Origin of the sequence: Idiomarina sp. 28-8 (assembly GCF_000320945.2) — a bacterium.
Lineage (GTDB): Bacteria > Pseudomonadota > Gammaproteobacteria > Enterobacterales > Alteromonadaceae > Idiomarina > Idiomarina loihiensis.
Genome location: NZ_DF266791.1, coordinates 106,436 through 123,361, shown reverse-complemented (window position 1 = coordinate 123,361; position 16,926 = coordinate 106,436). Strand labels below are relative to the sequence as shown.

General features: G+C 46.9%; 22 protein-coding genes. 10 read left to right on the top strand and 12 right to left on the bottom strand.

What is annotated here, in order from left to right; genetic code table 11:
- Positions 1–3 precede the first annotated feature (3 nt).
- Positions 4–1,290 carry an MFS transporter gene (locus tag RJ32_RS08500; RefSeq protein WP_034821227.1) on the bottom strand — a complete coding sequence of 429 codons (1,287 nt, stop codon included), beginning with the start codon at positions 1,288–1,290 and terminating at the stop codon, positions 4–6.
- 152 nt (positions 1,291–1,442) lie between these two features.
- Between RJ32_RS08500 and RJ32_RS08495 the strand changes: the two genes are divergently transcribed.
- Complete coding sequence (locus RJ32_RS08495; RefSeq protein ID WP_235598937.1) at positions 1,443–2,528, top strand: DUF2066 domain-containing protein; 1,086 nt, start codon at positions 1,443–1,445, stop codon at positions 2,526–2,528.
- The gene (gene hda / locus RJ32_RS08490) at positions 2,528–3,241 is read left to right on the top strand and encodes a DnaA regulatory inactivator Hda (RefSeq protein ID WP_034821224.1); all 714 of its coding nucleotides are present in this window, start codon (positions 2,528–2,530) and stop codon (positions 3,239–3,241) included. The genes RJ32_RS08495 and hda overlap by 1 nt, the downstream gene beginning before the upstream one ends.
- On the opposite strand, the gene RJ32_RS08485 is transcribed toward hda, so the two are convergent.
- From RJ32_RS08485 to arsC, 3 genes are read right to left on the bottom strand one after another with little or no spacing between them, the layout of a single operon-like run.
- Complete coding sequence (locus RJ32_RS08485; RefSeq protein WP_011234713.1) at positions 3,238–3,627, bottom strand: DUF2069 domain-containing protein; 390 nt, start codon at positions 3,625–3,627, stop codon at positions 3,238–3,240. The genes hda and RJ32_RS08485 overlap by 4 nt on opposite strands.
- Before the next feature lie 9 nt (positions 3,628–3,636).
- Entirely contained in the window at positions 3,637–4,194 is a 558-nt protein-coding gene (wrbA, locus tag RJ32_RS08480) for an NAD(P)H:quinone oxidoreductase (protein ID WP_011234712.1), read from the bottom strand.
- Complete coding sequence (gene arsC, locus RJ32_RS08475) at positions 4,194–4,541, bottom strand: arsenate reductase (glutaredoxin) (RefSeq protein WP_011234711.1); 348 nt, start codon at positions 4,539–4,541, stop codon at positions 4,194–4,196. The genes wrbA and arsC overlap by 1 nt, the downstream gene beginning before the upstream one ends.
- A gap of 70 nt (positions 4,542–4,611) precedes the next feature.
- On the opposite strand from arsC, the gene RJ32_RS08470 reads away from it, so the two are divergent.
- The gene (locus RJ32_RS08470) at positions 4,612–5,061 is read left to right on the top strand and encodes a TlpA disulfide reductase family protein (RefSeq protein ID WP_011234710.1); all 450 of its coding nucleotides are present in this window, start codon (positions 4,612–4,614) and stop codon (positions 5,059–5,061) included.
- Here RJ32_RS08470 and RJ32_RS08465 read toward each other — a convergent pair.
- Positions 5,053–6,504 (bottom strand): M48 family metalloprotease, encoded by a 1,452-nt coding sequence (locus RJ32_RS08465; protein WP_016341340.1) that lies wholly within the window; start codon positions 6,502–6,504, stop codon positions 5,053–5,055. The genes RJ32_RS08470 and RJ32_RS08465 overlap by 9 nt on opposite strands.
- A 145-nt stretch (positions 6,505–6,649) precedes the next feature.
- Here RJ32_RS08465 and RJ32_RS08460 point away from each other — a divergent pair, with 145 nt between their 5' ends.
- Positions 6,650–7,729, top strand: coding sequence for an AI-2E family transporter (locus tag RJ32_RS08460; protein WP_011234708.1), 1,080 nt, complete (start codon positions 6,650–6,652; stop codon positions 7,727–7,729).
- Between the two features lie 22 nt (positions 7,730–7,751).
- On the opposite strand, the gene bcp is transcribed toward RJ32_RS08460, so the two are convergent.
- Positions 7,752–8,222, bottom strand: a complete 471-nt coding sequence (bcp, locus tag RJ32_RS08455) for a thioredoxin-dependent thiol peroxidase (RefSeq protein ID WP_011234707.1) — start codon at positions 8,220–8,222, stop codon at positions 7,752–7,754.
- 177 nt (positions 8,223–8,399) lie between these two features.
- Between bcp and dapA the strand changes: the two genes are divergently transcribed.
- The 3 genes from dapA to purC are packed head-to-tail and all read left to right on the top strand — an operon-like array spanning position 8,400 to position 11,115.
- Positions 8,400–9,290 carry a 4-hydroxy-tetrahydrodipicolinate synthase gene (gene dapA, locus RJ32_RS08450; protein ID WP_011234706.1) on the top strand — a complete coding sequence of 297 codons (891 nt, stop codon included), beginning with the start codon at positions 8,400–8,402 and terminating at the stop codon, positions 9,288–9,290.
- On the top strand, positions 9,290–10,378 hold the full coding sequence (bamC, locus tag RJ32_RS08445; protein WP_034821219.1) for an outer membrane protein assembly factor BamC: 1,089 nt from the start codon (positions 9,290–9,292) through the stop codon (positions 10,376–10,378). Before dapA ends, bamC begins: the two co-directional genes overlap by 1 nt.
- A gap of 23 nt (positions 10,379–10,401) precedes the next feature.
- Positions 10,402–11,115 (top strand): phosphoribosylaminoimidazolesuccinocarboxamide synthase, encoded by a 714-nt coding sequence (gene purC, locus RJ32_RS08440; protein WP_034821216.1) that lies wholly within the window; start codon positions 10,402–10,404, stop codon positions 11,113–11,115.
- Here purC and RJ32_RS15215 read toward each other — a convergent pair.
- The 5 genes from RJ32_RS15215 to RJ32_RS08415 are packed head-to-tail and all read right to left on the bottom strand — an operon-like array spanning position 11,112 to position 13,915.
- The gene (locus tag RJ32_RS15215; protein ID WP_231378638.1) at positions 11,112–11,213 is read right to left on the bottom strand and encodes a hypothetical protein; all 102 of its coding nucleotides are present in this window, start codon (positions 11,211–11,213) and stop codon (positions 11,112–11,114) included. The genes purC and RJ32_RS15215 overlap by 4 nt on opposite strands.
- A 38-nt stretch (positions 11,214–11,251) precedes the next feature.
- The gene (locus RJ32_RS08430; RefSeq protein ID WP_034821212.1) at positions 11,252–11,956 is read right to left on the bottom strand and encodes a M15 family metallopeptidase; all 705 of its coding nucleotides are present in this window, start codon (positions 11,954–11,956) and stop codon (positions 11,252–11,254) included.
- A complete protein-coding gene (dapE, locus tag RJ32_RS08425) occupies positions 11,950–13,080 on the bottom strand; it encodes a succinyl-diaminopimelate desuccinylase (RefSeq protein ID WP_034821209.1) in 1,131 nt (376 codons plus the stop codon). The genes RJ32_RS08430 and dapE overlap by 7 nt, the downstream gene beginning before the upstream one ends.
- Positions 13,077–13,421 (bottom strand): arsenate reductase, encoded by a 345-nt coding sequence (locus RJ32_RS08420; RefSeq protein ID WP_011234700.1) that lies wholly within the window; start codon positions 13,419–13,421, stop codon positions 13,077–13,079. Before RJ32_RS08420 ends, dapE begins: the two co-directional genes overlap by 4 nt.
- A gap of 20 nt (positions 13,422–13,441) precedes the next feature.
- Positions 13,442–13,915, bottom strand: a complete 474-nt coding sequence (locus tag RJ32_RS08415) for a PTS glucose transporter subunit IIA (protein ID WP_227016292.1) — start codon at positions 13,913–13,915, stop codon at positions 13,442–13,444.
- 214 nt (positions 13,916–14,129) lie between these two features.
- On the opposite strand from RJ32_RS08415, the gene yfbV reads away from it, so the two are divergent.
- Entirely contained in the window at positions 14,130–14,564 is a 435-nt protein-coding gene (yfbV, locus tag RJ32_RS08410) for a terminus macrodomain insulation protein YfbV (RefSeq protein WP_011234698.1), read from the top strand.
- A gap of 24 nt (positions 14,565–14,588) precedes the next feature.
- Here yfbV and xthA read toward each other — a convergent pair whose 3' ends face one another.
- Positions 14,589–15,398 (bottom strand): exodeoxyribonuclease III, encoded by an 810-nt coding sequence (gene xthA / locus RJ32_RS08405; protein WP_011234697.1) that lies wholly within the window; start codon positions 15,396–15,398, stop codon positions 14,589–14,591.
- A 121-nt stretch (positions 15,399–15,519) separates the two neighbouring features.
- Here xthA and RJ32_RS08400 point away from each other — a divergent pair, with 121 nt between their 5' ends.
- A complete protein-coding gene (locus RJ32_RS08400; protein ID WP_011234696.1) occupies positions 15,520–15,843 on the top strand; it encodes a DUF3392 domain-containing protein in 324 nt (107 codons plus the stop codon).
- A 14-nt stretch (positions 15,844–15,857) separates the two neighbouring features.
- On the top strand, positions 15,858–16,925 hold the full coding sequence (locus RJ32_RS08395) for a hypothetical protein (protein WP_034821206.1): 1,068 nt from the start codon (positions 15,858–15,860) through the stop codon (positions 16,923–16,925).
- Position 16,926 lies beyond the last annotated feature (1 nt).

Here is a 16,926-nt window from a genome sequence, read left to right as displayed (position 1 = left end):
TAGTTAACGAAGGACGGCGTTGGATTCCATTTCTTCGTCGTCCTCTTCTTCTGTTTCCGGGGCTTCCTCAGCCATTGACGTTAAAAGCTCATCAGAAGTTTGTGACGGTGCCAGTATGGCAAAGTTGCTGTGCAACTGGTCTTCTGCTTTTGCCCGACGTGTAATGCGGTACAGAGAGTAAAAACCAACACAGGCCGTAAGTGCGGCTAAGAGTAAAAAGAAGTAATTAATGGCACCAAACTGCATTAACGCAGCTACCGCAGGCGCACCAATAATAGAGCCCGCTCCCCCAATTTTAATGATGGCACCTGTTGCTCCCACCATTTGGTCACGTTCCAGATAATCATTGGTGTGCGCCATACCCAGTGAGTACAAAGGCAGTATAAAGGCTCCTAAAAGTCCCACATTTAAGTAAATGAAGATGGCGTTTGATGCATCAAGCTGCGATAAAGCTATAGCCGTAAGAGTTCCGCCGGCGGCGCAAATGGCAATAACGAAACGACGGTCTAGTCGATCCGATAAAAGTCCAAATGGTGCCTGTGAAACTAAACCTCCGGCAATGAAGGCGGCCATGAAAAAGGTAATTTGCAGAACACTAAGGCCTATATAGGAAGCATACATTGGCCCTATACCGTAAAACATGGCGTAGCAGGCCTGCATTATAAACGCATTAATTACGCCCAGCGGAACGGTTTTCAGCAGCAGTGAAATGGGGACTTTTCTGTTTTCGTGCGTTGTCGGCTCAGCCGTAACGCTGACCAGAATGGGAATAAGCGCTAAGTTAATGAGCAGAGCAACAATAGCGAAAGCAACAAAGCCGGCCGGGTCGGCGACACCGAGAATCAGCTGCCCGACAATAAGTCCGCTATAAATAATGACCAGATAAACTGACAGCAGGGTACCGCGGCTACGGTTGTCGGCCATGGTATTAAGCCAGCTTTCAACAATGACGAAAATACCAGAAATCGCGAAGCCGGTTATAAAGCGCATGACAAACCAGACCACCGGATCAACCCAGATTGCCTGCATCAGAATACTAAAGGCAGCCAGCGCGGCAAGACCGCCAAATGAACGAATATAACCCACCCGGCGAATATCTTTTGGCGCGCGGGTCGAGCCAAATAAATAGCCGATAAAATAAGCCGACATGATAAAGCCGGTAACCAGGGTACCAAAACCTTCAATGGTAGCACGCAAACTTAACAGGGTACTGGTCATGCCGACACAGACCCCAATTAAACTGATACTTCCAAGCAGTGAGCTGATACCGCGAAGTTGTTGTTTTAGCATGCCTTTGTCACCCTTCGTTCGTTTGTCGCAATACTACCGTTAGTGGCTTTGTTTTCCTAGTGAAGATTCCCACAAGCTTATCCACAAGTTGTTACTTGCTGTTCGCTACCTGGCTGTTTAATATGCTCTCAAAGTCTTATTTGGATAATGACATGTCAAAGTCGCAGATTCTTTACTTCGCTGCCAGTTTATTTTTTCTGTTTAGTCTTTTTCTGGCTACAGAAGCCGAAGCGCGGTTGATTGAAAATTTATATTCAGCAGAAGTGGAAGTGACTTCGCAAAGTTCGCCTCATCGGCAGCAGGCAATAGGGGAGGCGTTTGACCGTGTTATTACAAAATTAACCGGGCAGGCTGAATTGGTCGGGCATGACGCGATACAACGGGCAAAACGTGATGTAAATAATTACCTGGTGCAATACGGTTACAGCGAGAATGAGGGAAAGCGAACCTTAACGGCGACATTTGATGGGCGCAAGTTGCGCGCGTTGCTGGCAGAGCAGCAGTTACCCTACTGGGGTAGTCGGCGACCGCAACTGATGCTTTGGATAGCGAAGGAAAACAACAATGGGCAGCGCGTGATTATCGACAGTAATAGCGAGTCAGTATTTACCCAACAACTGAGGTTCTTTGCACAACAGTACAGTATTCCAATTCAGCTGCCTTTAATGGATTTGACCGACAGCTTCACCATAAATGCAACCGATGTCTGGGGGCGCTTTCTAGACCCGGTTAGAACCACTACCGAGCGTTACGGCACAGACGGTTTATTGATCGGTCGTATGATTCGTCAGGAAGACGAGGAAGAACCCTGGAGTTTAAATTGGTTTGTTGAAGTTGGAGACGACCGTTTTTCCGGTGAAGTTACAGCAACCAGCCCGGACTGGCTTGCCGAGCCTCTGGTTGAGCAACTAATGGCGCAGTTGGCGAGGCAGTATAGTGTTACGGCCGGTGATGAAAATGTTCGTAATACCTTAATGATTAAAGTTGAGAAGTTAAGTAGCTTAAACCGTGTTTTAGAGTTGGAAGCGTTTTTGGGTAGCATTGTCTCTGTTCGCGAAGTTCGCTTACTTGAGTACTCGCAAGCCATGAGCGAATTTGAAATTGTGGTTAACGGTCCTGTTGATCAGATATTGCAGGCTATTAATCTGGATGGGCGTCTGGTATCACAGGAAGTCGGCCCTTTTGTTGCGGCGCAGCAGGCTGAGACTCCGGTTTACCGCTGGAATGAGAGTCGCTGATGTCACCACAGCAATTACCGTTAGCCGTACAATTGCCGGATGACGAGATATTTTCTACTTTTCTTGCGGGCGACAATTCAACTTTATTAAGTTGGTTAGAAACATTGCCTGCCGCCGAACCGCCGCTGAAGAGAAGCCAACAACTGACTTGGCTATCGGGGGCTAGTGGGGTAGGAAAAAGCCACCTAATGCACAGCGTAATAGCTTCGGCCGGTTCACAATATCGTATTGCGTATTTACCTTTGCGTGAGCTGGCTAAAGCCGATGCTTCTGCCGTTTTGCAGGGAATAGATCAAGCTGATCTTATTTGTCTGGATGATATTGATACGGTAACCGAGGAACAGAGTTGGAGTTTTGAGTTGTTCTCGCTTATTAATCGCGTAACCGATAATGAGTCGACGCGTTTAGTGATGACGGCCAAACAGTCGGCTGCTCAAACTAAAGTTCTGTTACCGGATTTACAATCGCGTTTCCAATGGGCAACGGGCTTTCAGGTTCAGCCGCTGAACGACGAAGAAAAAATTAATGCGTTAATTTTGCGGGCACAATGGCGTGGACTGGAGTTGCCGAACGATGTTGCGGCTTTTATGACTCAACGACTGGGTCGTTCCATGCGGGATTTAATGAAAGCGTTAAACGAGCTTGATAAAGCCTCTATTACTTACCAACGCCGCTTAACAATTCCTTTTGTTAAGCAGGTTCTCGAAATTTAGTCGTAGTCTTTTAGTTTTTTCAGCCCTAACCCCTGAGCTCTTCCCTGATAGCGGGCATAACCTGTTGCGCCAATAAATGCGCCGGTTGTAAATATCAGTTCCAGTATTGACCACACACGCTCATCCGGGTGGGTGTAGACCACGGTTAAGCCATGCAGAAAGTAAAACATTAAAACAAAATTAGTCCATGCGTGGGTATAAGGTTTGCCTTTAACCAGACCATGCAGAGGGAATAACAACGGCAGCACCCAGAGGAACAAAGCAATATAAACTGGCAATGTACCCGGCGCGTCGGTTGGCATACCGTGCCACAGTGCAACTAAAATGAGCAGTGGCCAGTAACAAACTTGTGTTAACCAGCGATAAAAGCGTGGAGAAGTCGGCATTGATAATTCCTATGATGAGAGCTTAGAAGCGGTTTGCGTGACTCGTTTACCCAAAGCGATAGCGCATTGCTTTTCATGGTCAGTTAACTTATTGCTGTGCTCATGGTGGCTGGCACCATAAGGTGAACCGCCGGACTGAGTCTGATGCAGAGCCGGTTCAGAATAAGGAATGCCAACCAGCATCATACCATGATGCAGCAGCGGTAAAGCCAGAGTCAGCAGGGTCGATTCTTGTCCCCCATGAAGAGAACTGGAGGAAGTGAACACCGCACCGGGTTTGTCAGTTAACGTAGCCTGCAACCATTCGCGCGAGGTGCCTTCCCAGAATTTTTGCAGGCTTGAGGCCATATGCCCAAATCGAGTCGGACTGCCCAGAATAAGAGCATCGCAGGTTTCAAGGTCAGCGTTTTCAACTTCCAGATCGCGGTCACTGACGGCATCACTGCCGTGCCCGGTGCTGCGTAAAACAGCTTCGCCTCCAGCCGCCGTAACGCCTTCGGCTATCGCGTCAGCAAGCTGCTGAGTAGCCCCGTTACGGCTGTAATAAAGAATAACGACGCGGGTCATTATAAAATATCCAGTACAGCTTCAGGAGGGCGGCCAATGGCCGCTTTATTACCCCGAATAACAATAGGGCGCTCAATAAGCTTAGGGTTATTGACCATTGCGGTAATCAATTCATCTTCGTTATTGATACCGGCCAGACCAAGTTCTTTATATGCGTCTTCTTTTTTGCGCATTAGCTGATCGGCAGAAAGCCCTAACTTTTCCAGTATATCTTTTAATTCTGCAGCGTTAGGCGGAGTTTTAAGGTATTCAACAACTTCCGGCTCAACGTCATTCTGCTTGAGTAATTCAAGAGTTTGTCTTGATTTTGAGCAACGCGGGTTATGATAAATTGTTACTTGGCTCATAAGTATCGTACCTTGTAGTATCTGATTATTAGGTAAGTATAAGTTAATAGTAACGTAATTGAGGTAAGGAATGAAACTGAGAACGCTAGTGTGCGCGGCAGCTGCTGTGCTGATAACAGCTTGTTCGCAAGAGCCGGATGTGGTTACCGATGCCGACAATGAGTTTCGCTGGGGCGACCTTGGTGAAAAAACGGTGGTGGTAAACTACTTTGCTGAGTGGTGCGCTCCTTGTTTAAGAGAGTTACCCGAGTTAAACGAATTTAACCAGCACAAAGCAAAAGATGTTGAGTTAGTCGGTGTCAGTTTCGATCCAATGTCTAACGCTGAACTGGCTGAGCTGAAACAGCGTCATGGAATAGAGTTTCAGTTGGCGTTGATGGAGCCTGCGCCAAAGTTTCCGTTTCAGCGCCCGCAGATGTTACCGGCTACCTACGTAATAAAGCCGGACGGCAGCGTCAAAGGGCCTTTAATGGGAGAGCAGGACTTAGAATCGCTGGAAAATGCGGTTAACTCACATTAACGATTTTATTTGCTGCTCTAAGCTGCGCATTTGCTCAATACGTGCATTCAGACGTTTATGCGTCAGATCGCTATCGGTATGGTTATGTGCAGTGTGCAGCTGATCAATGGCGAGCCGGAAGTTTCCTCTTAACGCCAGTGATTCCGCTCGGGTTTCGTACATAGCCGCTCGCTTGCCACTACGCTCGTACACTTGAGTGAGAAGATCAAGCGCCAGCGGGTGGTCCGGTTGTTTTAGTAAAAAATCGCGCAGAAGCTTCTCAGCTAACTCGGTGTCTTCTGCTTGAAGGGCCGCGTTAGCAAAGTTAAGAGTAATAACAGGCTCGGTTGGCTGCTGAATGTACTTGCCTCGTAGCCAGCTTAAAACCGTCTCGTAATCTTTTTGTGCCAGTAGAATGTCGGTCTGGACATCAATATAGAATGGATCATTAGGATAGCGCTCTAGTAGTGGCTGCATAAGCTTATAAGCTACATCAATGTTGCCACCGTCTAACGCGCGTATGGCTAAACCATATTGCCCTGCTTGTTGGTTAATTGAATTGCTACTGGAGCGCATAGATTCAAAGTCACTATTCGTGGTGTTGCCAATATACCGAGCCTGAACTCTGGTTTTAGCCAGGGCAAAGTCGAGGCTGGGGGGGACGTCCACTCTTTGCATATTTTCAGCGCGAGCACGAGTGTCTGCTATGCGGGACTCAGGCAATGGGTGAGTCATGAGCATTTCCGGGGGCTTGCTTACATAGCGGTATTTTTCTGCCAACCGACCAAAAAAGTCGGGTGCGCCACGGGGATCAAAACCTGCGGCTAACAACGTAGAGAGACCGATGCGGTCGGCTTCCATTTCATACAACCTAGTGTAATTAATTTGTGACTGACCGGCCATACCCATTGTGGCGTAAAGGCCTGCAGCACCGGCTTCAGGGTTGGCCATGCCGACTAAAATAGAGCCAATGATACCAGCAATGGTCATAGGCATACTGCGCTGTTGTTCCTGCATTCGACGAACCATGTGACGTTGAGTAATGTGCGCGACCTCGTGTCCAAGTACCGCCGCGAGCTCTGACTCGGTTCTTGCTTCGTCAATTAAGCCCGTATGCACACCTACGTAGCCGCCCATGAAGGCGAAGGCGTTTATTTCCTTATTGTTAATCCAAAAAAAGTTGAAAGGATAGCGCACACCGCTGGTGTTTCTGACTAACCGCTGGCCAATGCTGTTTAAATAGCTGTCTAATACCGGATCGTGAACAATAGGGGCTTGTGAGCGTACCTGACGCATGTAAAAGTCGCCTACAACACGTTCACGTTCGATACTCATGAAAGCCGCGCCGGTAGTTCCAATTTCTGGTAAACGTTGGTTATCCTGCATAGCGTTGCTGACAGCACTAAAGCTGATTGCAAAGATCAATAAACAAGCGGTGAAAGTGTGTAATATTTTGGTGGACATCAACTACTCATAGGCCAAATGAAACGGATTTAATCTTCTCTTAAGAGCAAAATTCTTATCTTTAGTTCCTTTTTACTCTATGGGGTTATGGAAAGATTGCAAGGACTGATATTATCATCTCAACAAAGGTTAAGAGATAGTGGTTATGTGGGAATACATTCAACAGTGGTATCAACGGAAATTTTCTGACCCTAATGCAGTAACTTTATTTCTGTTACTGGTTGTTGTGGTATTAGTCATTGTGTTTTTCGGTAGCTTAATTGCGCCGTTGTTAATTGCTATATCTCTGGCCTATTTGCTAGACTGGCCGGTAATGCGATTGATGGGGCTTGGTTTATCCCGTTTAACCGCCACGATTATTACCTTTTCGTTATTCCTGGCATTAATGATTGTTACTTTGCTGACTCTGGTTCCCGTTATTTGGCAACAAAGTACGACTTTGATTCAGGAAATGCCTGATATGGTTACGAACCTGCAAATTTGGCTGCATAAACTACCTGAAATGTTCCCGACTATTGTCGATGACAGCCAAATTACTGAGTTTACTCAGGAAGTAAAAAGACGAGCAGTGAGTTTAGGAGAAAGCCTGTTAACGGTTTCCCTGACCTCTATTGTGAACGTCATGGCCATGCTGGTTTATCTCATTATCGTGCCGCTTTTAATCTTTTTTATGCTAAAAGACCGCGATATATTGATTGCTCATTTCAGCCGTCTGTTGCCTTCAAACCGTCAGTTAATTTCGCAGGTCGGGCAGGAGATGAACCTGCAAATTATGAACTACATTCGTGGCAAAGCAATTGAAGTGGTGGTGGTTGCGATAGTCACTTTTGTTACCTTTAGCTTATTTGGGCTGCGCTACTCGGCATTACTGTCCATTATGGTCGGTTTATCGGTTTTAATTCCCTACGTAGGCGCTGCGGTCGCAACCATTCCGGTGGTATTAGTGGCTTTATTTCAGTTTGGGCCAACGGCGGCATTTGTTTGGGTGACCGTAGCCTATCTGGTTATTCAGGCTCTGGATGGTAACTTACTGGTACCGCTATTGTTCTCAGAGGCAATAAGCTTAAACCCAGTCTACATTATTGGCGCGGTATTAATTTTTGGCGGCATATGGGGGTTCTGGGGCGTGTTTTTTGCTATTCCGCTGGCCAGTCTGGTCAAGGCGGTACTAACAGCATGGGACAGTGGCACCGGGGAAAAGGCAGAAGAGCAAACACCGCTTTAGTGCGGTGTCTGCTCTATAGAGCTTAAGCTTGCTTAAGGTGCTCCAGCACCACTTCGTGATGCTCTTTAGTTTTAAATTTATTGAAGACTTTTGAAATGCTTCCGTCCTGTTCTACTAAAAAGCTAATACGGTGAATACCATCGTATTCTTTACCCATAAACTTTTTCAGGCCCCATACGCCAAAGTCTTCAGCCACTTTATGGTCTTCGTCGCTTAACAAGGTGAAGTTTAACTCATCTCTATCAGTAAACTTAGCTAAGCGTTTAGGCGCATCAGGGCTTATACCAACAGAGACAACATTAAATTCCTCAAGCTGCTTACGGCTGTCGCGTAAGTTTTGTGCCTGCACAGTGCAGCCCGGTGTCATGGCTTTTGGATAAAAGTAAACCAGTACCCGGTTCTCTTTTAATAACTCCGATAAGGTCACTGAGTTCTCGTTCGCATCCGGTAAAGTAAAGTCAGGCGCTTTATCGCCCTGTTGTAGTGTCTGCATTGCATTCTCCTGGAACTTAGTTAACAGTGCCAACATCATAGCGGACAGATGCCGTCTTGGAAAATGCCATACCGGCAAAAGTTTACGGAACCTTCTTGGCAAGTTACGTTCCTATCACTTGTGTTTCGTCAGGGCTGGCATTACCATTGGAGCCCCAATTTAGGACTTGGAGAATGTATGCTTAAGGGCAGTATTGTCGCTTTAGTTACCCCTTTTACAAAATATGGCAATGTTGATTACAGTGAACTTGAGTTTCTGGTTAACAAACATTGCGAAGCGGGTACCGACGCTATTGTAGCGGTTGGCACGACAGGGGAGTCAACAACCTTAACGCATGAAGAACATATCGCTGTCGTTAATGCCATGGTCGAACTCAGTGCCGGGCGCATCGATATTATTGCTGGAAACGGTTCAAACTCGACCAGCGAAGCCGTGCAACTGACAGAAAAAATGACCCAGGCGGGTGTAAGTGGCTTTTTAAATGTTACGCCATATTACAATAAACCTTCTTTAGCAGGCTTAATTGCACATTATCAGGCCTGTGCCGATGCTACGGATAAACCCCAAATTCTATATAATGTTCCGGGGCGCACCAGTCTTGATATGACACCGGACATGGTCGAACAGCTGGCAAAAATTGATAACGTTATTGGTATAAAAGAAGCTACCGGTGACGTGAGTCGGGTTCAGGAACTTAAAGAGCGCTGCGGCGATGACTTTATCTTATTAAGCGGTGATGACCCTACTGCACGCGAATTTATGTTTGCGGGTGGTCATGGTGTTATCAGTGTTACCGCTAATATTGTTCCGGCAAAAATGAAAGAACTGGTAACGGCGGCACTTGCTGGTGATAAAGAAAGTGCGAATCAGATCGATGCTGAGCTGGCACCTTTGCATAATATGTTATTTGTTGAATCCAACCCCATTCCGGTAAAATGGTCGCTCGCTTTAATGGGTTGGGTCAGCGCAAATTATCGTCTGCCACTGACACCTCCGGAAGAGAGTAATCAACAATTGATTGAGTCAGTGTTACAGAAAGCAAACCTACTGAATATTCAGGAGTCGTAATGAAATTGTCTCGCCTTGCGTGGATGGGCGTAGCTGCCGTAGTTGTAACAGGTTGTTCGTCGGTAGAGAAAGAACGTGCCAGCGGCGGGTTTGAATACGTGAACATTCAACCTACTGCCTCACTGAATATTCCAGGTGGTCTGGAGAAGCCGGAAAAAGGAACTCAGTATCAAATTCCGGATACGAACATAGCACCAGCTCCTGTTGGCTATAAAGTCAATATAATGGCTCCGCAGCAGGTTCGTCCTATTGGACTGGGAAGCCGGGTGTTAGAAACTGAAACCGAAACCCGGGTGTACTTTGATATTGTCGATGGCATGGGAGACTCAGTAACCGAGTTTGTTCGTCAGGCGGCATTTGATGTACTGGAAAGACGCGACATTCAATGGGAAAACGTGGGTGATAACCGTTGGCTTACCGAGCAAATGACGGTACAGCAAACCATTGAGGGCGACAGCGGCTTTTTCGGATTTGGCGGAGAGAGCGACAGTGATCTGGAAAGAACTTTCCGCTATGAACTAACTCAGGAAACTGAATCGCATCAGCGCAGCACCGCACTACGAGTCGATGTTAACGACTTTACTCAGGTGATTGGTGGTGAAGAGCAAGAGGTTGCTCCTTTGGTTGTTCGTAATTTGGAAGCTGATTTACTTAATGCGATTATTTCTGAAGTTAACCGGAAACAACAACTGGCTGTAGCTCGTGAAAAAGCGGCCGGTATTGAAACCAGCTTGTCAAAAGCCGCAGAAGGGCATTCAGTTTTCATTGTTGAAGACAATTTTGAGCAAGCATGGCCATTAGTTAATTTGGCTCTTCAGAATATTGGTTTTGAGGTTGAAGATTTAAACCGCGAGACAGGAACCTATTTTGTTGAGTACAGCGAACCCGGCAGCGGCTTCCTGTTCATTGGTGGCGATGACTACGAAGACCTGGGCATAGCCGAAGGTGAGTACGAATTCCGATTACTGGAAGACGGTGAAAATACCTCGGTTACGGTTTACCAGGGTGAGGAAATTGTTTCCGACGAATGGATTAATCAAGTATTTGAAGCCTTTAAAAACGCTGTTAAACAGCAAAGCCAACTTTAACTTAAGCGCGAGTGGAAAGATTCATGGAAAAACGCAGTGAACTATATCGGGGAAAAGCAAAGACGGTCTATCATACCGACGATCCTAACCGCCTGGTGCTGGAGTTTCGTAATGATACTTCAGCGTTCGACGGCGAGAAGGTCGAGCAGCTTGATGACAAAGGCATGGTGAATAATAAGTTTAACCATTTTATTATGTCTAAGCTGGAAGAAGCGGGCATTCCGACGCAGTTAGATGAGCGTTTGAGCGATACCGAGTCTTTGGTTAAAAAGCTGGATATGATACCGGTAGAATGTGTTGTCCGTAACGTGGCAGCAGGTTCTCTGGTGCGCCGTTTAGGCGTTGAAGAAGGTAAAGAGCTTAACCCTCCGACATTCGAGTTTTTCTTAAAGAACGATGCGCTGCACGACCCTATGGTTAACGAGTATCATATTCAGGCCTTTGGATGGGCAACAGCAGAGCAAATTGAGAAAATGAAAGAACTCACCTTTAAAGTGAACGACGTTTTAAAAGCTTTGTTTGCTGATGCCGGTCTGTTATTAGTGGATTACAAGCTTGAGTTTGGCGTGTTTGAGGGCGAAATTATGCTGGGTGACGAGTTTACTCCAGATGGCTGCCGCCTTTGGGACGCAGAGACTCGTGAGAAGCTCGATAAAGACCGTTTTCGCCAGGGCTTAGGCGGTGTTGTTGAAGCTTACCGCGAAGTGGCTAAGCGCCTTGGCGTAACGCTGGATTAATCTTTATTTTTGTTTTTAGGGTCCTGGTCGGAGTCATCTTCGGTTTTAGATGATTTCGTACCAGGCCATTTAAACTTAGCGGTATACTTCAGCACCATAAGGTTACTCACAACCACGCCTACTACCAATAATATTATTAGCCACACCAAATAGTCGTCCATCCGTCATCCTCCGTTATTGTATCAATGTACTGATTTTTTATTTGAGCCAGGTTATCCAGAATAATGGGTTTTCCCTCTATGGCTAATGAGTCTACGGTTTCGGCTAGCAGCTCAAGGTTCAATTGCTTATGGCATGGCTGTGAAACGGCGCGGAAGCTCAAGTGCCAGGGCTCCTGTGCAACACCGCCCTGATAGCGTGCATAAGGAAAGAAAAAACCACTTTCATGCGCATGCCGGGTTAGCCATTGCCACAGTTCATGACAGGGGCCTGATTGGTCAATATACTCGCCGGGCACTAATTGCAGTTTTAGTTCACTGTCCTGAAAAGGGCGGGGGTCGTAAATATCGAAATCACTTCCCCAGTGGTGGCGGCTACTCCCCGGTAACGCAGACCAATGCAAAATTGCGTGCATTTTCTCAACGTCGCTTAAGTTTGATGCATCCAGTAGCTCACCCTCTTTGGAGCGGAGGGGCAGTTTTCCTCGCCATTTTCTATTCCAGATAGACAGTTGCCTGTCCAGTGAGCGGAAACCACTGGCTATGGCCAGTTCAATACCCTCAGCCGCTGCTGCTTTTTGCATGGCGAGATAAGCTTCTGCTGCATCAGGATGCAGTTTATGCCCATCTACTGCCGTTAAGTGTGTTTCGCAGGCACCTGTCAGTTCTGTGCTGCTTAACATAAAAGCTTCTCCAGACAGCGGTAATAAACATCACTGAGTTTATCCAAATCACTGACTTTAACGCATTCGTTCACTTTGTGAATGGTAGCATTTACGGGTCCCAGCTCAATGACCTGAGCACCGGTTGGTGCAATAAAGCGCCCGTCGGATGTGCCGCCCGCGGTAGAGAGGGTAGTTGAAAACCCACATTCGTGTTCAATGGCCGCCTGAACGGCTTCAACTAATGCGCCTGATTCAGTTAAAAAAGGCGGTCCGTTAAGCTTCCATTGCAGGTGGTATTTTAGCGAGTGCTTATCGAGAATGGCTTCAACTCGTTGCTTAATTTTCTCGGCTGTGAGTTCTGTCGAGAAGCGGAAGTTAAACTGGGTATCAATACGCCCGGGTATCACATTGCCGGCACCAGTTCCTGCCTGAATGTTAGATACCTGAAACGTGGTTGGCGGAAAACTGGCGTTGCCTTGATCCCATTCTTCGTTAATTAGCTCGCTGAGGGCTGGTGCAAGATCATGTACCGGGTTTTTTGCTAAATGTGGATAAGCAACGTGACCCTGTATACCCAGTACGGTCAAGTCTCCGGTTAAGCTGCCTCTGCGCCCGTTTTTAACGATGTCCCCCAGGGTATCAGTACTGGATGGCTCCCCGACAATACACCAGTCTATGTTTTCGTTACGCTCCTGCAGTGTTTCAATGACACGTTTGGTGCCATTAATAAAGGGGCCTTCTTCGTCACTGGTTATGAGAAAACCAATGTCGGCGTCCACATTCGGATAGTCTTTAATAAACCGCTCCGTCGCGGTTATCATCGCTGCCAGGCTGCCTTTCATATCAGCGGCTCCGCGACCGTATAAATACCCTTCGTGCGTTGTAGGTTCAAAGGGCGGAAACTGCCAATCGTTGATGTCACCGGGTGGCACAACGTCGGTATGGCCGGCAAAGCAAAACAATTTACGGCCTTGCCCGCGTCGCGCCCATAAGTTGGTGGTATCTTCAAATATCATAGACTCAAGGTTGAAACCCTGAGCCGCAAGCCGTTCACCTATGAGTTGCTGACAACCTTCGTCTTCCGGCGTAATGGACGGGCGGGAAATGAGCTCACGGGCAAGCTTTAATGTCTCTGAACTCATAAGTAGCGTTCACTCCAGAGTTTCTCATTAAAACCGCAATGAACAGCCTGGCCGGACTCAACTAACGGACGCTTAAACAATGTTGGTTGTTCGGCAACTAATTCAGCTATGGCGTTGGCGTCTACAACAGATTTTTGCTCATCTGACAGGTTGCGCCAGCTGGTGCTGCGCTTGTTCAATAAAGATTCCGCCGGCAGTTTTTGTAACCAGCCGCTAACGGTTTCTTTTTGTAGTGGTTGCTGGCGAACATCAATAAATTCGTAGGCGACTTCGTTTTTATCTAACCATTTAAGTGATTTTTTAACGGTGTCGCAGTTTTTAATGCCATAAACGCGCAACATAGGTACAGCTCCTGTCGGTGTTAATAAGTAATAAGTGGACTGTCTTTCGCAGTAATAAGCCCCGGGGTTAGCCATTCGGGCGATTCGCTATCGTGCCCGGAATTCAATGAACAAAGCAAAACAGCAAGACGCTGCTGCGAGGGTTTAAGGCTGCGCAGTAATGACTGGTTAATCTTAACCAGAGGATCACCACACTTAACCTCTGTCTGTTCGCGACAAAGCACAGTTAAAGCGTCGTGGTTGCCGAACGCATCGCCGGAACCTATGACTAATTGTAAGGAATAGGTGTCGTTTAAGCGTAACGACAAGTAATCGCCACCACTGCTGATATGGCTCAGTGAGCCATCAGCCGGGGCGTATAGCGTACTGCCGGTCATTTCTATGACAATGCCTTTGCCAAGCAGGCCATGCTGGCATACTGCGGCCGAAGGTTGTGCTGCTATGATGCGACCGGTAACCGGCGCATAAAGAGAAGGAAGCTGACTTGTTGTCACTGCTGACACCATGCGACTGACTAATTCAGTTAGTATAGTGGCAAAGCTAAAGCTCCGGTGCAACTGTATCCACATTAACTGTGGATATCTTTGTGAACTACACGGTTGTAACAGTGTAACTTTATGAAAAATAAAGATAATATTAAAAGTGCGAATATCGTACAATAGCTCAGTAATCGATTATAATTACAGCAGGTTTGTCTAAGAGGTCACCATGAGTCGTTCATTTTTTGCGGTTTTAAGAGATGGAAAGAGGTATGCCGATAAATGGCCTCATCATTCAGTTGTTGCCGCTATGGCAGAGTCGCGAATTATCCCTATAACTCGCAAAGCCATTAGCTGGACTCCGGGAATAGCAGTACTCAATGCTGCGCTGACCTGGCAGTTTATGCCGCAGGAGCAGTTAGCCCCGGGGCTGATGTTGTCACTTATTATGTTGAGCTTACCCTTGCAGGGTTTGTACTGGCTCGGCTGGCGTTCCAGACAACCTTTAAAGCCAATGTTACGGAACTGGTATAAAGAGCTGAGAGATAAGCTGAGAAAGCAGGGCGTTGAGTGTCAGCCACAGGGTGAGAAAGGCCCTGAATACATGGATTTGGCGATTATTTTGCGTAAAGCACTGGAAACATTGCCGCCGGAAGAGCACTAAGGCCAACCGACGGCAAAATGACTATCAGTCTTTAAATGTAGACCAGACGGGGGCATGATCCGAAGGTTTTTCTATGCCTCTGAGCTCATAGTCTATACCGCTGTCTTCGCATTGCTTGGCGAGAGCTTTAGTGGCAAGGATAAGGTCGATGCGTAAACCTCTGTTGTCATCAAAGCCACGTGAGCGGTAATCAAACCAGCTGAACTGGTTATCCACATCCGGGTTTAGCTGACGATAAGTGTCAGTAAAACCCCAGTCCATTAATCTTTGTATCCATTCCCGTTCTTCCGGAAGGAAGCTGCATTTCCCGGTTTTAAGCCAGCGTTTGGCGTTGTTTTCGCCAATACCAATATCTAAATCGATACGGGATATATTTACATCGCCCATAACAATCACTGGCTGTTCCGGCGAAAGATCGTTATCCAGATAGCTCATTAAGTCCTGATAAAACTTTTCTTTAGCTGGAAATTTCGTAGGGTGGTCACGACTTTCGCCCTGCGGGAAGTAGCCATTTAGAATACGTACATGGCCACCATCTGCCAGTGGATAATCACCCATTATCATGCGGCGCTGTGCTTCATCATCGTCAGTAGGGAAGCCAAACTGCGGGTTTTCCAGTGGCTTTTTACTGAGCATGGCCACGCCGTAATGACCTTTCTGGCCGTGGTAAATAACGTGATAACCCATGGCTTCCACGTCTTTTAGCGGAAACTGGTCGTCATGTACTTTGGTTTCCTGCAGACCGATAACATCGGGCTGATGTTTATCAATTACTGCCTGTAACTGATGCAGTCGCGCTCGTATACCATTGATATTGAATGAAATGATTTTCATGGAATGTCCTGTAAATAAGCTTCTTTATGAGCTTAGGATAACACAGCAAATCGTAAACTTGGGATGCGAAAACGACAGAAAATTCGTATACTCGGACGATGCTTTTCAGAGGGGTACTAGCGTGCAGAATGTGTTGAATAATTTGGGCATGATGATCCGTCCACATTTCTATGAACTGGCTATGGCGATCATTGCCACACTACTGGTGATTTATGGCGCAGAAGTGAACCGCATGGTGCAAAGGCAAGTGGCGCACTGGCATTTTGTATTCAGGACTTTGGTCTTCATCGTGGTTTGTGCATTTGGTTACGGTTGGCTGACCGTCTGGTTTACGCCAGTTTTAGCCGGCTGGTTAAGCCTTATTCCTTTGCACCTGCTGGCAGTCAGTACCATTGGAATATTGTTTTTCTTAGGTTTTCTCGCAGAAAGAAAACGACAACTGTAAAACAGGGAAGTTGTATGACGGATTGGATTAACATAAAAGCAGGCTCGTCGGCTTATCAACATATTCAGGAGCAGGGACTGAAAGCCGATGATATCGGTTTGCTGCTAGGTGCTTCAGGCGGGCCGAAGTGGTTTGTGCTTCAGGGGCTTGATAAATGGATGTTCGGTGAATTCTTTAAAGACAAGAAAGCGCCGCTGAATACCCTGGGGACTTCCGCAGGTGCCTGGCGTTTCGCAGCATTGGGGCAGCAAGACCCTGTTGCCGCCAGTGATTTATTTTGTCGTTTATACAGAACCCAGACTTACAGCGCGAAACCCGACCGGAATGAAATTACCAGTGAAGCTAAAGCCTTGCTGGCCAAGTACGTTCCTGATCAGGCGGTAACAGAAATACTGGGACAGTCGGCGGTTCGACATCATTTTATTGTTGCACGTTGTAGAGGCTGGACGGCAGCCGAAACGAAAAAGCAGATGCTGGGATTGTTAAGTTCTGCTTTTGCTAACAGTATGAACCGTCGCTGGCTGGGCCGGTTTTATGAGCGCGTTATCTTTCATCATCCACAGTCAGACTTAAGCTTTGCAAAAGGCTGGAACGACTTACCGACACATCATGTTGAATTAACTCAAAATAACTTTCAGCAGGCGTTACTGGCGACTGGTTCAATTCCTTTAGTACTGGATGGCGTGGTTGATATTCCCGGAGCACCTAAAGGCATTTATCGTGATGGCGGTGTTACCGACTATCACTTTGACCTGGACTTCTCTGACGTGAATGGTTTGGTGCTTTACCCTCACTTTCATAAAGAAGCGATTCCGGGCTGGTTTGACAAGCGTTTGAGTTGGCGCAGAACTACCGGTAAGAAATGGCCAGGCGTGGTATTTATTACGCCGTCGGAAGACTTTATTCAATCACTGCCTTACGGGAAAATTCCTGATCGCACTGACTTTGCCAAGCTGGACGCTGCGACTCGTATTGATTACTGGGAAAAAGCGGTGGATGCAGGAAAACGTATGGCGGATCAGCTTCAGGATTGGGTTGCTACAGGAAAAATACGAGAAAAAACAAAGCTGTGGTTACCTTAAA

Coding starts and splice junctions, on each gene's coding strand:
- RJ32_RS08500 (WP_034821227.1), bottom strand. CDS start 1,290: ATGCTAAAACAACAACTTCGCGGTATCAGCTCACTGCTTGGAAGTATC.
- RJ32_RS08495 (WP_235598937.1), top strand. CDS start 1,443: ATGTCAAAGTCGCAGATTCTTTACTTCGCTGCCAGTTTATTTTTTCTG.
- hda (WP_034821224.1), top strand. CDS start 2,528: ATGTCACCACAGCAATTACCGTTAGCCGTACAATTGCCGGATGACGAG.
- RJ32_RS08485 (WP_011234713.1), bottom strand. CDS start 3,627: ATGCCGACTTCTCCACGCTTTTATCGCTGGTTAACACAAGTTTGTTAC.
- wrbA (WP_011234712.1), bottom strand. CDS start 4,194: ATGACCCGCGTCGTTATTCTTTATTACAGCCGTAACGGGGCTACTCAG.
- arsC (WP_011234711.1), bottom strand. CDS start 4,541: ATGAGCCAAGTAACAATTTATCATAACCCGCGTTGCTCAAAATCAAGA.
- RJ32_RS08470 (WP_011234710.1), top strand. CDS start 4,612: ATGAAACTGAGAACGCTAGTGTGCGCGGCAGCTGCTGTGCTGATAACA.
- RJ32_RS08465 (WP_016341340.1), bottom strand. CDS start 6,504: ATGTCCACCAAAATATTACACACTTTCACCGCTTGTTTATTGATCTTT.
- RJ32_RS08460 (WP_011234708.1), top strand. CDS start 6,650: ATGTGGGAATACATTCAACAGTGGTATCAACGGAAATTTTCTGACCCT.
- bcp (WP_011234707.1), bottom strand. CDS start 8,222: ATGCAGACACTACAACAGGGCGATAAAGCGCCTGACTTTACTTTACCG.
- dapA (WP_011234706.1), top strand. CDS start 8,400: ATGCTTAAGGGCAGTATTGTCGCTTTAGTTACCCCTTTTACAAAATAT.
- bamC (WP_034821219.1), top strand. CDS start 9,290: ATGAAATTGTCTCGCCTTGCGTGGATGGGCGTAGCTGCCGTAGTTGTA.
- purC (WP_034821216.1), top strand. CDS start 10,402: ATGGAAAAACGCAGTGAACTATATCGGGGAAAAGCAAAGACGGTCTAT.
- RJ32_RS15215 (WP_231378638.1), bottom strand. CDS start 11,213: ATGGTGCTGAAGTATACCGCTAAGTTTAAATGGCCTGGTACGAAATCA.
- RJ32_RS08430 (WP_034821212.1), bottom strand. CDS start 11,956: ATGTTAAGCAGCACAGAACTGACAGGTGCCTGCGAAACACACTTAACG.
- dapE (WP_034821209.1), bottom strand. CDS start 13,080: ATGAGTTCAGAGACATTAAAGCTTGCCCGTGAGCTCATTTCCCGCCCG.
- RJ32_RS08420 (WP_011234700.1), bottom strand. CDS start 13,421: ATGTTGCGCGTTTATGGCATTAAAAACTGCGACACCGTTAAAAAATCA.
- yfbV (WP_011234698.1), top strand. CDS start 14,130: ATGAGTCGTTCATTTTTTGCGGTTTTAAGAGATGGAAAGAGGTATGCC.
- xthA (WP_011234697.1), bottom strand. CDS start 15,398: ATGAAAATCATTTCATTCAATATCAATGGTATACGAGCGCGACTGCAT.
- RJ32_RS08395 (WP_034821206.1), top strand. CDS start 15,858: ATGACGGATTGGATTAACATAAAAGCAGGCTCGTCGGCTTATCAACAT.